This is a genomic window from Agromyces sp. NPDC057865 (genome assembly GCF_042796995.1).
Taxonomy (GTDB): domain Bacteria; phylum Actinomycetota; class Actinomycetes; order Actinomycetales; family Microbacteriaceae; genus Agromyces.
This window is the reverse complement of the sequence record NZ_JBHVMJ010000002.1, coordinates 855,186-869,454: the sequence shown is the minus strand read 5'-3', so window position 1 is coordinate 869,454 and position 14,269 is coordinate 855,186. Positions and strand designations below refer to the sequence as shown.

15 protein-coding genes are annotated in these 14,269 nt (G+C 68.3%); 11 read left to right on the top strand and 4 right to left on the bottom strand.

The annotated features are described in order from the left end of the window. The first annotated feature begins 81 nt into the window (after positions 1–81). The 7 genes from ACFVN5_RS11710 to ACFVN5_RS11680 all read left to right on the top strand — a co-directional run bounded on the left by ACFVN5_RS11710 (position 82) and on the right by ACFVN5_RS11680 (position 7,238). A complete protein-coding gene (locus ACFVN5_RS11710) occupies positions 82–501 on the top strand; it encodes a DUF6379 domain-containing protein (protein ID WP_376955313.1) in 420 nt (139 codons plus the stop codon). Further along, a complete protein-coding gene (locus ACFVN5_RS11705) occupies positions 498–1,598 on the top strand; it encodes a sugar phosphate isomerase/epimerase family protein (RefSeq protein ID WP_376955312.1) in 1,101 nt (366 codons plus the stop codon). Before ACFVN5_RS11710 ends, ACFVN5_RS11705 begins: the two co-directional genes overlap by 4 nt. Before the next feature lie 5 nt (positions 1,599–1,603). Next, positions 1,604–2,644: a sugar phosphate isomerase/epimerase family protein gene (locus tag ACFVN5_RS11700; RefSeq protein WP_376955643.1), complete on the top strand. Its 1,041-nt coding sequence runs from the start codon at positions 1,604–1,606 to the stop codon at positions 2,642–2,644. After that, on the top strand, positions 2,637–3,437 hold the full coding sequence (locus ACFVN5_RS11695) for a nuclear transport factor 2 family protein (RefSeq protein WP_376955311.1): 801 nt from the start codon (positions 2,637–2,639) through the stop codon (positions 3,435–3,437). Before ACFVN5_RS11700 ends, ACFVN5_RS11695 begins: the two co-directional genes overlap by 8 nt. Before the next feature lie 11 nt (positions 3,438–3,448). After that, positions 3,449–3,865 carry a DUF6379 domain-containing protein gene (locus ACFVN5_RS11690; protein WP_376955310.1) on the top strand — a complete coding sequence of 139 codons (417 nt, stop codon included), beginning with the start codon at positions 3,449–3,451 and terminating at the stop codon, positions 3,863–3,865. 59 nt (positions 3,866–3,924) lie between these two features. Beyond that, positions 3,925–5,091, top strand: a complete 1,167-nt coding sequence (locus tag ACFVN5_RS11685) for a Gfo/Idh/MocA family protein (protein ID WP_376955642.1) — start codon at positions 3,925–3,927, stop codon at positions 5,089–5,091. Between the two features lie 233 nt (positions 5,092–5,324). After that, positions 5,325–7,238, top strand: coding sequence for an FAD-binding monooxygenase (locus ACFVN5_RS11680; protein ID WP_376955308.1), 1,914 nt, complete (start codon positions 5,325–5,327; stop codon positions 7,236–7,238). Between the two features lie 15 nt (positions 7,239–7,253). Here the strand turns inward: ACFVN5_RS11680 and ACFVN5_RS11675 are convergent, their stop codons facing one another. Then, the gene (locus tag ACFVN5_RS11675) at positions 7,254–7,970 is read right to left on the bottom strand and encodes an IclR family transcriptional regulator (protein WP_376955307.1); all 717 of its coding nucleotides are present in this window, start codon (positions 7,968–7,970) and stop codon (positions 7,254–7,256) included. A gap of 48 nt (positions 7,971–8,018) precedes the next feature. Continuing rightward, positions 8,019–8,669 carry a uracil-DNA glycosylase gene (locus ACFVN5_RS11670; RefSeq protein ID WP_376955306.1) on the bottom strand — a complete coding sequence of 217 codons (651 nt, stop codon included), beginning with the start codon at positions 8,667–8,669 and terminating at the stop codon, positions 8,019–8,021. A 177-nt stretch (positions 8,670–8,846) separates the two neighbouring features. On the opposite strand from ACFVN5_RS11670, the gene ACFVN5_RS11665 reads away from it, so the two are divergent. Both ACFVN5_RS11665 and ACFVN5_RS11660 read left to right on the top strand, forming a co-directional pair. Continuing rightward, positions 8,847–9,893, top strand: a complete 1,047-nt coding sequence (locus ACFVN5_RS11665) for a CorA family divalent cation transporter (RefSeq protein ID WP_376955305.1) — start codon at positions 8,847–8,849, stop codon at positions 9,891–9,893. Between the two features lie 116 nt (positions 9,894–10,009). Beyond that, positions 10,010–10,195, top strand: a complete 186-nt coding sequence (locus ACFVN5_RS11660; protein WP_376955304.1) for a hypothetical protein — start codon at positions 10,010–10,012, stop codon at positions 10,193–10,195. 28 nt (positions 10,196–10,223) lie between these two features. Here ACFVN5_RS11660 and ACFVN5_RS11655 read toward each other — a convergent pair whose 3' ends face one another. After that, positions 10,224–10,451: a hypothetical protein gene (locus tag ACFVN5_RS11655; protein ID WP_376955303.1), complete on the bottom strand. Its 228-nt coding sequence runs from the start codon at positions 10,449–10,451 to the stop codon at positions 10,224–10,226. 454 nt (positions 10,452–10,905) lie between these two features. Between ACFVN5_RS11655 and ACFVN5_RS11650 the strand changes: the two genes are divergently transcribed. Then, complete coding sequence (locus ACFVN5_RS11650; protein ID WP_376955301.1) at positions 10,906–12,195, top strand: glycosyltransferase; 1,290 nt, start codon at positions 10,906–10,908, stop codon at positions 12,193–12,195. Between the two features lie 162 nt (positions 12,196–12,357). Next, positions 12,358–12,831: a hypothetical protein gene (locus ACFVN5_RS11645; RefSeq protein ID WP_376955299.1), complete on the top strand. Its 474-nt coding sequence runs from the start codon at positions 12,358–12,360 to the stop codon at positions 12,829–12,831. 942 nt (positions 12,832–13,773) lie between these two features. Here the strand turns inward: ACFVN5_RS11645 and ACFVN5_RS11640 are convergent. Continuing rightward, positions 13,774–14,208 (bottom strand): hypothetical protein, encoded by a 435-nt coding sequence (locus ACFVN5_RS11640; RefSeq protein WP_376955298.1) that lies wholly within the window; start codon positions 14,206–14,208, stop codon positions 13,774–13,776. Positions 14,209–14,269: the final 61 nt, after the last annotated feature.

The following is a 14,269-nucleotide window of genomic DNA, read 5'->3' as shown; positions in this document are numbered from 1 at the left end:
TGTCTAAAACTGACATTAGAATGAGAAAATCATGACAAAGAAGTCCGGCGGGATGCATCCGCCACTGACGAGGAGGTCCCGGTGATCCCCGACCGCATCATCGAACAGGGCACGCTCACGACCGACGGCGCCCGCAGCGCCGTCGAGGTGCGCCTGCCGTGGTACCGGGCGCTGCCCGGATCGTGCATCGCCGGCGCGGGACTCCGCGTCGACGGCGTCGACGCCCCGAAGGACTCGCTGCGCTGGACCATGAACGGCCGCACCTTCACCTTCGAGGAGCTCGTCGACGAGACCGAGGAGTGGTGGTTCCCCACCGACTCGGTCGTGCTGTCGGGCGACGTGCCCGTCGCCTCGGGGGAGGCCGACCACGAGGTCGACGTCGACCTCACGCTCTACATCCCCTACATCGTCATCGGCGAGAACGAGGTGCTCCACATCGAGGAGCACGACACGAAGACCATGACCCTTCGACAGGCTCAGGGACCGGAGGTCGTGGCATGACTCAGCTCGGCACGCCCGTGCAGGGCGTCACCCTCTACAGCTTCACGCGTGCGTTCCACGGTCGCGAGTACGACCTCGAGGGCCTCGTGCGAAAGGTCGCCGCCGACGGCTACGGCCCCGGCCTCGAGATCATCGGCTTCTCGAGCTTCCGCGGCTTCCCCGAGATCGACGACCGCTTCGCGGGCCGGTTCCGCGACCTCGTCGACGAGGTCGGCCTCGTCACCACGTCGCTCGCGGTGAACGCCGACATCGGCATCCACCGCGACCGCCTGCTCACGCAGGACGAGCTCATCGAGTACATGCGCCGCCAGATCGAGGCGGCCGCGAAGCTCGGCTTCCCGATCGCGCGCGTGCAGATCTCGCTGACACCCGACTCGATGGAGCAGCTCGCGCCGATCGCCGAGCGCTACGGCGTCACGCTCGCGCTCGAGGTGCACGCCGACCAGTACGCGTCGCACCCGCGCATCCTCGCGCTGCGCGACCGCTACGAACAGGTCGGCTCGCCGTTCCTCGGCTTCACGATGGACTGGGGCGCCACGGTCACGGGCTTCGCGCCGTCGCTGCTCGAGGCGTACCGCCGACGCGGCGCCTCCGACGAGCTGCTCGCCCAGGTCGTCGACCTCTGGAACACGTTCTACGAGCAGGGCCCGCCCGCCGACCAGGCCGAGCACGGCCAGCGGTTCGGCGCGTTCATCGGGCTCGCCGCCCGCAACGGACGTCCAGACCTCGGCATCGACTTCGGCATCAACGGCACGGGCCTGTTCGGCCCGGCGCGCGTCGACGACTGGCTCGAGATCATGCCCTGGATCCGGCACGTGCACGGCAAGTTCTTCGGCATCGACGAGCGCGGCGAGGAGCCTTCGGTTCCCGTGCGCGATCTCGTGAAGCTCCTCGTCGACAACGGCTACTCGGGCGCCATCTCGAGCGAGTACGAGGGCTGGCACTGGAACTCCTGGCAGAGCCCGTTCGACATCATCGCGGCCGAGCAGGCCGTGCAGCGATCGGCGGCGAAGGACGCCGGCTCGCGCATGATCACGGATGCCGCGGAGGCGCGGCGCATCCTCGACACCCATCTCAGGAAGGCGGTCCAGGCATGACCGACATCACCGACGGCATCGCCGGAACGGGCATCAAGCTGGGCACCACCCTGTACTCGATGACCAGCGAGTTCGCGGCAGGGCTCTACACCCCAGAGACGCTCATCAAGGCGGTGCACGACGAGGGCATCGGCCCGGGCGTCGAGTTCAACATCGCCCAGCTGCTGCGCACGTATCCCGACGTGGATGCCGACTTCGTCAGGCTCTGGTTCGACTCGCTCGAGAAGTACGGACTGGAGGCGAGCGCCGTCGGCACCAACCTCGACATGGGGCGCCGCAAGGACCGCGACATGACGCCCGACGAGGAGCACGACTTCCTCGCGCGCCAGCTGAAGACCGCGCACACCCTCGGCTTCAAGAAGGTCGTCATCCGGTCGCACGGCAAGGAGTTGCTGCGCAGCCTGCTGCCGCTCGCGGAGCAGTACGACCAGTACCTCGGCTACGAGATCCACGCGCCCTCCGGGCCGAACGACCCCGCGGTGCTGCAGATGCGGGAGATGTACGACGAGCTCCAGAGCGACCGGCTCGGCTTCACCGCCGACTTCTCGTCGACCATGCACAGCCTCTCGCCCATGCTGCTGCGAACGTTGAACCAGATGGGCATGGACGAGAAGCACTTCCCGGTCATGGAGGAGATCTGGCACGAGCCGACCCCTATGCACGTGCGCAACCAGAAGTTCGAGGACTACCTCACCGGCGAGGGTGTCGACCCGCTCACCTTCGGACCGTTCACTCGGCTCGCGTTCAACATGCACGGGCTCGTGCCTCCGGAGGAGTGGCTCGACATCATGCCGCAGATCTTCCACGTGCACGCGAAGTTCTACGACATCGACGCGAACGGCGACGAACCGGCGATGGACATCCCGCGCATCGTGAAGCAGTTCGTCGACGGCGGCTACACGGGCTACCTCTCCAGCGAGTGGGAGGGCCACGCATTCGCCGACCTCGGCGAAGCCGACCCCATCGACCTCGTGAAGAAGCAGCACACGCTCATGCGGCGCGCCATCGAAGACACCGTCGCCGCGAAGGAGGCCGCCCATGTCTGACGCTTCGACAGGCTCAGCGACCGTGGCCGAGGCATCCGTCGCCGACCTGCAGGCCGAGATCGACCGGCTCCGCGGCCAGGTGGAGGACGCGACCCGGCTCGCCCGCCGTGCCGCCGACCGGGGCGACGTCGAGAACCTCTTCAACCGATACATGTACCTGCACAACGCGTTCCAGGACGAGCAGATCATCCCGCTGTGGGTGAAGCGCGGCACGCCCGGCATCCGTGCGCGGTACACGAACGCGGGCCAGTACACCGACTACGACAGCGTCATCCGCTACCACCAGGGGCGGCCGACGCCGGTCGGCAAGCTGATCCTGCACGCGACGACCACGCCGGTCATCGAGGTCGCCGCCGACGGCGAGACCGCGAAGGGCGTGTGGATCATGGCCGGCACGGAATCGGGGCTCACCGATCCCGAGGTCGCGACGGCCTTCCCCGACATGTACTCGCCCGGCGAGGTGCAGGGCAAGAAGGTCTGGGCGCACTGGGTGTGGTGCAAGTACGCGATCGACTTCCTCCGCCAGGACGGCGAGTGGAAGATCTGGAAGTTCCGCTGCTACGAGCTCGCGCGCGCCCCGTTCCACGAGGACTGGATCAGCTTCGGCGAGAAGAACCAGGCCGCCTTCGACCTCGACCTCATGTACTTCGGCGACGACGGCAGGCCCGTCTTCATGCCGCCGGCCGACGAGCCGGTGCCGACCGAGTACCACCCGTACAACCCCTCGACCCGTCAGACGCTCGACCCGACACCGCCCGTGCCGCACGAGACGTTCACCGACACGTTCAAGTAAGGCAGGCAACCATGGCCACGCACAATTCGCTCTTCTCCGAGCAGGACGTCCGCCGCACCGGGCATGGCATCGCCGTCTCGGTGCAGCTGCCCTGGTACCGCAGCCTCTGGCTCTCGGCCGTCGACGACGTCGCCGTCACCGTCAACGGCGAGGCGATCCCGAAGGATCGGCTGCGCTTCGCGTTGGCGGGCCGTGAGTACCGCATCGAGGAGCTGCCCGAGCAGTGGGACACGCTCTGGTTCGTCGCCGACCGTCCCGACGTGCTGATCGACCTCGGCCGTGTCCCCGAACGCGACGAGGAGCTCACCGTCGAGGTCGTGCTGACCATGCGCCTCCTCTACATGCAGATCATGCCGGGCGTGGACGGCGGCCCCGGTCGCTACGTCACCAACCGGGTGCCCGTCGAGCGAGCGGTGGTGCTCGCATGACCCTTCGACAGGCTCAGGGCACCGCCCTTCGACAGGCTCAGGGGCCGCTGCGCGTGGCCATGATCGGCCACGGCTTCATGGGTGCGGCCCACTCGCAGGGCTGGCGCACAGCGCCGCGCGTGTTCGGCCTCCCGGCCGAGCCCGACATGGCGGTCATCGTCGGCCGCAACCCCGAGACCGTCGCCGAGTCGGCGGCGAAATGGGGCTGGGCCGAGTGGACGACCGACTGGCGCGAGGTCATCGCCCGCGACGACATCGACATCGTCGACATCGTCACGCCGGGCGACTCGCACGCCGAGATCGCGATCGCCGCGCTCGACGCGGGCAAGCACGTGCTGTGCGAGAAGCCCCTCGCGAACACCGTCGAAGAGGCCGAGGCGATGGCGGATGCCGCGGCTCGCGCGGCCGCCCGGGGCATCCGTGCCATGGTGGGCTTCACCTACCGGCGGGTGCCGGCCGTGACGTTCCTGCGCGACCTCATCGCGCAGGGCGCCGTCGGACGCATCGCGCAGGTGCGCGCGAGCTACCGCCAGGACTGGCTCGTCGACCCCGAGATGCCGCTCGCGTGGCGCCTGCAGAAGGAGCACGCCGGGTCGGGCGCGCTGGGCGACATCGGCGCGCACGCGATCGACCTCGCGCAGTTCGTGACCGGCCTGAAGCTCGAGCGCGTGTCGGGCGTCGTCGACACGATCGTGAAGCAGCGCCCGCTGCTCGGCAGCGGATCGGGCCTCTCGGGCACGGCGACCGCCGGGTACGGCGAGGTCACGGTCGACGACGTCGCGATCTTCACCGGGCGGTTCGACAACGGGGTGCTCGGCTCGTTCGAGGCCACCCGGTTCGCGACGGGGCGCAAGAATGCGCTCTCGATCGAGGTCTCGGGCGACAAGGGCGCGCTCGCGTTCGACCTCGAGGACCTCAACACGCTCTCGTTCTACGACCGCACGAAGCCGAACCAGACGCAGGGCTTCACGCGCATCCTCGTCACGGAGTCCGAGCACCCGTACGTCGGCGCGTGGTGGCCGGCCGGGCACATGCTCGGCTACGAGCACGGATTCTCGCACCAGGTGAAGGACCTCGTCGAGGCGATCGTCGAGGGCGTCGATCCGCATCCGACGTTCGCCGAGGGCCTGCAGGTGCAGCGCGTGCTCACCGCGGTCGAGCAGAGCTCGGAGCACGAGTCCGCCTGGGTGCGCGTGGGCAGCGGAGCACTGACGCCCGCCGCGTAGCATCCGGCACGCGCCATGCGGCGCGAGGAAGGGCCCCGGTTCTGGGCGGACCGGGGCCCTTCGTCGTGCGTCCACGGGCTCGAGCGGATGCCGCGTCGGGTCCTCGGCGGCGCGGCATCCGCTCGGCTTGCTCGACGCGGTGACGGGCTTTACCATCGAACTGCGCGATATGTGAATGTCATGTTCGATAATCGAACACCGATCGTTGCCACACGATGGAGTGAGGAGAGCCCGTGCAGTTCCACCACCACGGCTACGTGTCCGGAGATCCCCGGGTGAAGCCCGCCGCGGGCGTCGGCCTCGACCGGCCCGAGGAGCTTCCCGACGAGGTCGACGTGCTCATCGTCGGCGCCGGACCTTCGGGCATGATCGCCGCCGCGCAGCTGTCGCAGTTCCCCGACGTGATGACGCGCATCGTCGACCGCCGCCCCGGCCGGCTCGAGATCGGGCAGGCCGACGGCATCCAGGCGCGCAGCGTCGAGACGTTCCAGGCGTTCGGGTTCGCGCAGGAGATCATCGCCGAGGCGTTCTGGCAGACCGAGATGGTGTTCTGGAAGCCCGACCCCGCCGACCCGTCGCGCATCGTGCGGGTCAAGCGGACGCCAGACGACCCTGCGGGCGTCAGCGAGTTCCCGCACCTCCTCGTCAACCAGGCGCGCGTGCTCGACTACTTCGGCGACGTCATGGCGAAGTCGCCCACGCGGGCGAAGCCCGACTACGGCTACGAGTTCGAGCGCCTCGAGGTCGCCGACGAGGCCGATGGCGCCGAGTACCCCGTCACGGTCCACCTCGTGCGCACCGCCGGCGAGCACGCGGGCGAGCCCCGCGTCGTGCGCGCGAAGTACGTCGTCGGCGCCGACGGCGCGCGCAGCCGGGTGCGTTCGGCGATCGGATGCCACATGGCCGGCGACCAGGCCAACCACGCGTGGGGCGTCATGGACGTGCTGGCGGTCACCGACTTCCCCGACATCCGCCTGAAGGCGTCGATCCAGTCCGAGGCCGGCAGCATCCTGCTCATCCCGCGCGAGGGCGGCTACCTGTTCCGCATGTACGTCGACCTCGGCGAGGTGCCCCTCGACGACCACCATCACGTGCGCCAGACCACGATCGAGCAGGTCATCGCCCGCGCGAACGAGATCCTGCACCCCTACACGCTCGACGTGAAGGACGTCGCGTGGCACAGCGTCTACGAGGTGGGGCACCGCCTCACCGACCGGTTCGACGACGTCGAGACGGATGCCGCGGGCACCCGCACCCCGCGCGTGTTCATCGCCGGCGACGCCTGCCACACGCACAGTGCGAAGGCCGGCCAGGGCATGAACGTGTCGATGCAGGACGGCTGGAACGTCGGTTGGAAGCTCGGCCACGTGCTCGAGGGCCGCGCCCCCGAGGCGCTGCTCGCGACGTACTCCGCCGAGCGCCAGGTCGTGGCGCAGAGCCTCATCGACTTCGACAAGCAGTGGTCGTCGATGATGGCGAAGAAGCCCGAGGAGTTCTCGTCGCCCGACGAGCTCGAGGAGTTCTACGCGGCGACGTTCGAGTTCCCGGCCGGCTTCATGACGCAGTACTCGCCGTCGCTCATCGTGGGGGCGGGGGAGCACCAGGCACTCGCCGACGGCTACCCGATCGGCAAGCGGTTCAAGTCCGCGATGGTCACGCGCGTGTGCGACGGCAACCCGGTGCACCTCGGCCACCACGCGACGGCCGACGGCCGGTGGCGCATCTACGTGTTCGCCGACGCGGCGCGCGCGGGCGAGGCATCCGCCGTCGCCGACTTCGCCGAGTGGCTGGCGACCGCACCCGACTCGCCGATCGCGGCGACGCCCGAGTGGGCCGATCGCGACGCGTGGTTCGACGTGAAGGTCGTCTACCAGCAGGCCTACACCGACGTCGACCTCGGCGCCGTGCCGAAGGCGTTCCTGCCGACGAGCGGGCCGTTCGAGCTCACCGACTACGAGAAGGTGTACGCCGCCGACCCGGCCGACGACGTCTTCGAGCAGCGCGGCATCGACCGCGGGGGAGCCGTCGTGGTGGTGCGCCCCGACCAGTACGTGGCGAACGTGCTGCGGCTCGCGGCGACGGACGAGCTGGCGGCGTTCTTCCGGCCGATCCTGTCGGCGAAGGAGGCGCAGCCGGCGACGGCGTGAGCGAGGATTCGACCTTCAAGCGCCGAGGGCGCTGCGGATCGACCGCGACGCGCCCGCGAGCCGCTCGGCGATCTCGGGGTCGGTGCGTCCGCTCGACACGTAGACGACCGCGAGTGCGGCCGGCTGTCCGCTCGGCAGTTGCAGTGGCACGGCCGTCGACCGCAGGCCGGGGATGACCTCGTCGTGGCTGATCGCGAACCCCTGCGTGCGGGCCTCCTCGAGCTCCGCCCGATGCGCGGCATCCACCTCGCCCCACTCGCCCTGCGGCGTGAGGGTGCGGATGACCTTGCCCGGCGCGCCGACGCCGATCGAGTGCCGCGTGCCCGGACGCTGCGCGACCGACGCGATCGCGTGGCGCGGCTCGACGCTCGTGAGGGTCACGATCTCGTCGCCGTCGAGCACGGCGAGGAAGCACGTCATGCCGAGGTCGTTCGCCGCGGCGGTGAGCTCGGGCAGCGCCTCGGCCTGCAGGTCGTGCGCGACGCCTGCCGCAAGCGCGGCGAGCCGGGCCCCGAGCGTGATGCGTCCGCGCGCGTCGCGCACAGTGAGGCGGTGCGCCTCGAGCGTGCGCAGCAGCCGGTACGCGACCGAGCGGTGCACGCCGAGCCGCTGCGCCAGCTCGTCGATCGAGAGCGGCTCGCGCGCGTCGGCGAGGATCTCGAGCACCCGGATGCCGCGCGACAGCGTCTGCGACTGGGTGCCGGGCGTGGTCTCGTCAGTGGCGGCGGGCATGGGCTCCTGCTTCGGTAGTCGAACGGCGTGTTCGATTTTAGAACAGCGCTACCCGATCACGCCATCGTCGAGCAGCTCGCGCAGCCCGCGCGTGAACTCGGCGCGGCCGCCGTGCGCGGGGTGCCGCACGCGGGGCTCCGCGCGGCCGGCCCGGGCGAGGGCCTCCGCGGCGACGTTGCCGACCGCGACGACGGACTCGATCGGGAGGATCCGCTCGAGCTCCTGCCACGACCATGTCCAGGCGGCGGTCTCGGCGGCCGTCGGCTTCCGATTCGTGAGCGGCGCGCCCGGCCGGTGCGGATGCAACGGGAAGGCGCTCCACATCACGGGCACGAAGTCGAGCTCGACGAGCGTCGTCCACATCACGGTCGCCGTCGGCTCGGCCGCGACCGTCGGCAGCGGGTCGGGCAGGGCATACCCGTTCGCGGTCCCGAGCAGGCCGAACTCCGGGATGCCGCGGGCCAGGATCGCCGTGTTCGTGAACGGCACGCCCGTGATCCGCATCCCGCGGTATCCGGGCGCCTCGCCAACGAGCAGCGTCGACGCGCCGCGCTCGGCGAGCTGCTCGAAGTACCGGGTGAGGTTGCGCCGCCGCACGGCGTTCGACGGGTCCGCGTGGTCGAACATGTTCGCGCTGTTCGGCCCTGCCGCGGCATCCGCGACACGCTCGACGAAGGCCTCGATCGCCGCGTCGGTCACGTGGCCGCGCCTCGCGCGCGTTCAACCGGCATCGTGCGCCCTGCCCGCATGCCCTCCACCGTAATCGGGGGAGCGCAACCCCGTTCCGGGACTCCGTCGCGCATGCTGGGCTGGTTCGGACCTCGACTTCGGCCGTCACACCCGGAACCGAGCGCGACGGCCCGGAGGAGGACCACGATGACCGACACGCGAGCCGACCCGAAGCAGACCGAATCGGATGCCGCGGAGGCGCCGCCCCAGTCCCTCCGGGCCTACCTCCTGACGCCCGACATCGAGGAGCTCGACGGACTCCACACCGACGACCTCCAACGCGTGATCGGCACGGCCAAGCGGAAGCACGCGTTCGTGTGGCTCTCGCTCCTCGATCCCGACGAGGACACGATCCACGAGACACAGCGCGCGCTGGGGATCCATCCGACCGCCGCGGCCGACGTCGTGTCGGGTCGGCAGCAGCCCAAGGTGCAGAAGTTCGAGGGGCACCTGTTCGTGCTGCTCTGGGGCATCCTGTACAGCACCAAGACCGACGACCTGGTGCTCGGGCAGACCTTCCTCTACATCGGTGACGGCTGGCTGCTCACGGTGCAGCGGAGCGTCGATGGCGCGGCAACCGACCTCCGCGAGCTCCTCGATCACACTCCGGCGAAGCTCCGCGACGAGACGATGAAGGCGGCCTACACGATCATGGCCGACCTCGTGGACGGGTACGCGAAGGCCGCGGCCGACGTCGAGACCGACCTGGAGGAGCTCGAGGTGCAGGTCTTCTCCGAGGGCACGAGCGAGGACCACCGCCGCATCTACGAGATCCGCAAGGACATCGGTCGCATCGACCGCGCCGTCTCGAGCATCGCGGCCGCCCTCCGCGAGAGCACGCGGCACCTCGAATCGACGAAGGTCGGACGTGAGGAGATCGTGCCCTACCTCCGCGACCTCCTCGACGACGCCGCCGGCACGGCCGCGCTCATCAACAACCAGAGCCGGGCGCTCGACGCGATCCTCTCCAGCCACGAGAACAACGTCTCCGCCCGCCAGAACAAGGACATGCGCACCATCTCGGCCTTCGCCGCGCTGCTCGCGCTTCCGACCCTCATCGCGGGCCTCTACGGCATGAACTTCAAGGACCTGCCGCTCGTGCAGTGGCAGTTCGGCTGGGTCGTCATCGCCGGTGTGATCGTCGTCGTCGACGTCATCATCTACGTGCTCTTCAAGCGACGCCACTGGCTCTGATCCGCCGGGTCCGTGCCTGTCAAGGGCTCGTGCACCGACCCCAGAACAGGGTTGGATCAACTGGGCGGCTTCGTCGCCCGACTGCGTGACCCGAACGCGAACTGGAGACGAACCCGATGAACGAACTGACGGAGGGCCACCATACCGGCGCCCGGCTCACCGACCGAGCGGCCGGCGGGCTGCTGCTCGCGTTCCTCACGACCGTGATCGTGGTGCTGGCGGTCGCGACCTCCATCCCCACCCTGATGGACGACCTGAACACCGGCGAGGTGACGCAGCAGACGTCGGCGGGCAACGACTGACGGGCGCTCGTCGCCGGCCCATCGGTCGTCAACTCGGCGTGTCCTGCTCGTCCTCCTGGCTGTCGTCGATGCTGCGCCGTCGCTGGGCCCGGGCGTGCGACATCCGTGCGACGCCCACCAGCGCCGCGACCGTGCCGGCGGCGAACAGCGCGAAGTACCAGAGGGAGGGCTGGTCGATCACGGTCAGCACCACGCCGACGACGGCCGCGACCACGCCGCCGATCAGCAGGGGCAGGCCGCCGCGGGTCGAGTTCATGGAACCAGTATCGCCGGATGACGACCACGGTCGATCGCCGGATTCTGTCCACCCCGGTCGCTACCAGACGGCCAGGACCCCGTTACCGAAGCCATCGCTCTCCCAGAGGCTGAACACCGAGAGTACTTACGATCGACCAACCCTTCGCGGTCATCGATGCGATCTGCGTCGAGAGGCTCGATTGAAGGTGGCTGGAGGTCTGCTGGCCGGTCTCGATGACGGTAACAGTCTGCTGCATGCGCCAAACTTACGAGTCGAAGCGGCCGTCCCGGAACCAGACGACCACATCGGTCACCCAAGCGATGTGGCCAGCAGACTCACCACCACCGATCTGGTTGCCCACGTTGCGGACCGGGCTCCGAGCGCACGTTGCTGAGCTTGTCGTACCGTTGACGCTCTTGTGTGTGAGCGCCAGCATTCTCCTGACGACAAGTGGGCCGAGGAGGTTCGGGCGATGCTATCAATCCTGCTCGCAGCGAACGTCGCGGACGGCCACGTCGCGCCCATGCTGGGCGTCGCCGAGCAGTTCATAGGCTCGGGGCACCGCGTGCGGTTCCTCGCGGGCGATCGGTTCGCCGACGCGGTGCGCAAGACGGGGGCGGAGTTCTTGCCTTGGCCAGCGGACGCTCAGGTCGATCACCAGGCCCTGCTCGCCCAAGATCTCGCGGAGGGTGGTCGTCCGACGGGCGTCAAGGCGATCGCGCATAGCGTCGACCGGCTGTTCATCGCGCCGGCGCCCGCGCAATACGCCGCACTGCGGCAGGCGATAGCAGCCGAGCGGACCGACGCAATACTTCCCGAGTACACGGTGGTCGGTGCCGGGGCCCTCGCGGTCTCGGACCGGCCCCGCCCCCCGGTGGTGACCTGCGGCATCCTCCCCCTCGGTCTCTCGAGCGTGGACACGGCTCCGTGGGGACTCGGAATCCTGCCCCGCACCGATCTCGTGGGCAGAGCCCGCAACCGGTTCCTGAACTGGGCCGCCAAGAATGTCGTCTTGCGCGGCCCGCAGCGGCAAGTCGAGAACATGATGCGCACGCTCACTGGCGCCGACGTGCACGACTTCTTCATGGACGGGGCAGCCAACGCCGATCACTACGCGCAGTTCACCGTCGCCGGATTCGAGTACCCACGCCGCGACCTGCCTGTGAACGTCAGCTTTGTCGGGCCGGTGATGCGTGCGCCGAAGCGTGTGGCCGAACTCCCGGAATGGTGGGGCGACCTCGACGACGACGTCCCCGTCATCCACGTCTCGCAGGGCACGTTGGCGAACGAGGATCTGGAGGAACTCGCGTTGCCGACAGTGCGTGCGCTCGCCAATCGACGCGTGCTCGTGGTCGTCTCGACCGGCGGAGTGCCTGTCGAGAGGCTCGGGCCGCTACCGGCGAACGCGCGCGCCGCGGAGTTCCTGCCATACGCCGATCTCATGCCCAAAGTGGATGTGTTCGTCACGAACGGCGGTTACGGCGGCCTGCATTTCGCCCTCGGACACGGAGTGCCGATGGTCGTGGCCGGTGACACCGAAGACAAGATGGAAACGACGCGTCGCGTGGAATGGTCGGGAACGGGCGTCAACCTGCGCAGCGGCAGGCCGACCGAGGCGCAGATCGCCGCAGGCGTGGATCGCGTGCTTACCCAACCCAGCTTCCGTGACCGGGCGCAGGCGCTCCAAGCTGAGATCGCGGCCGCGCCGGGCATGCCGGGTCTCGAGCGGATCGTCACCGAACTCGTTGCGAGCAAGCGCTGAGCAACCATGGGTTTGCGCTCGGCTGGCGACCAGTCAGGTGGCGGAAGGGGATCCCCCAGCGGTAGCTCACCCTGGTTGCGCTCAAGCGATTGCCCTTCAGTTCGTACATCGCGGGTAGCCCGGGTGCGATCACGGGACGAACGAGGAATGTACAGTCGGGACGTGGACGAACTTCCCGTTATCGGAGCGGATATCGTGCACCTCAACAAGCACACATTCATGTGGGTGCAAGTGACTCATTTCGGGAAACCTCCCGAGGACGACATGTCCGCGATCGCCGCCCTGATCGCAAGCCCTGGGTACGCGGACGACTATGCGTCCCCCCTCCAGATCGAGCAGCAACTCGTCGACCCTCCCGTCCACGGACGCTGGTGGCTGAATGCGATCCAGGCGGGCAGCTTCGAGCCCACGACGGCAGCGGAGGCAGAGGAACGGATCCGATCAGATCATGGGCCAACGATCAAGACTGGATCGACTCGTCCTATCGGCAACCGCCCGACGTTCTTCGACGCCTCCAGCCGGTCTTCGACCTATTACGGGTTGGGAAGGTGTTCACCCTCTCGAATCCCGGCGACGACGCGGTGCACGACTACGGGGCTGCAACAGGCGGTTTGGGGTTCCACGAGTTCGTCGTGATTGATCGCAGCCGCGGAACGGTACACGTCGTGGTTGCCTCCGACGATTGAAGTGACCCGTCACCAGCGGCAACCGACCGTGGCTTGAATGACGCCCGTGAGCCGCTCGAGCACCCGCAGAGATGTTCACCGGCGCTCTGAGGGATCCGCCTGCGGACGTCCGTTGATGGACCGCTGATGGGTTCGATCTGGCAACCGACGCATGAACGCGGTCAAACGCCCGCTCGGAGGCCGGTGAGCCGATCTTGTCGAGTAACGCGGAACGATGGGGTGCTCCCAGGCGGCCACGGTCACGTAGGGCGTGCGCCACGCGGTGGCTATCGCGATGTCGATGATCGCTGCACGGCCTGGTGGCATCACCGTGGCCGTGGCGGTACTCGGGAGCTCGTGATGCGATTTCCGGTTCGTCCATGCTGGTCCTGTCGATGATCGATCCGCAGTCCGGCCCGTTCTCGAAAGTCGAATGCCAAGTGTCGATTAAGCAGCCAGATCGGAGGACGATTGAAGGACGTCCACCGTAAGGAGGCTGGTGATGTGCTACGCGTGGTACGAGGATGTCGAGAAGAGTGTGCAGAAGGATGTCGCTCAAGAAGATCTCCGGAGGAGAGTGCCTGAACGGCGCCCGGAGAACCGGGTCCGGTCAGAACTTCTGAGATTCTGGACTGTCCGAATTGATCGGCGCGACCGCACGACCGAAGAGGCGACATCGGACCGCATCCTCGAGAAGGTTTAGCGGCAGGAGACACAGGTAGGCCTCGCCCTCGGGCGAGGCCCCCTGCCTGAACAATTCTTCACTTATGAATTGGAGCACGGGCCTGTAGTGGCCCGCGGAGAGACCTCCGGTCAGCGCAGCGACACCGGTTCAACGGGAGCGGAATTGGTGCCCGTTCATGGATCCCGCACCGCGATGGCTATCGGAAGGCCGGCGTGGGGTGGTGCGGAGCTACTCCAAGCGCGAGCAGCGGAGAGCCCAGACGACCAATGCAACTCCTCCGATTGCAGACGCCGCGATTCCTGTCCAGAACGCAGGACCGAAACCTCCCAGAGGGCCGGCCATGACGAGGGCGACCGCCACTCCCGTCACCACCACACCAAGCCCGCCCATGATGGCTTCCGTGCGTACCGAAGGAACGAGCCGTGCGGTGAGCGCTCGCGACCCCAGTCCAGCACTGAGTGCGAGGATGCTCGCGATCACGCAGATGGGCAGTGCGATCAGCAGCGCATACAGAAGGAAACCCAGCGTAAGCAGCGGGTTGGGGGTCCCGATGAATAGCTGGGTGACGCAGGCGATGATCGATGTGGCGATCCCGACCCCGCTTGCGAGCAAGAACAGGTCCGGGACATCGATATGCGAAATCTCGCGCAAGCGAAGCAGCACCTCAGTCCGATCTCCCTCAGCAACAGCGTCGAGGCGACGCTAACAGCTACGCGCGAGCGGT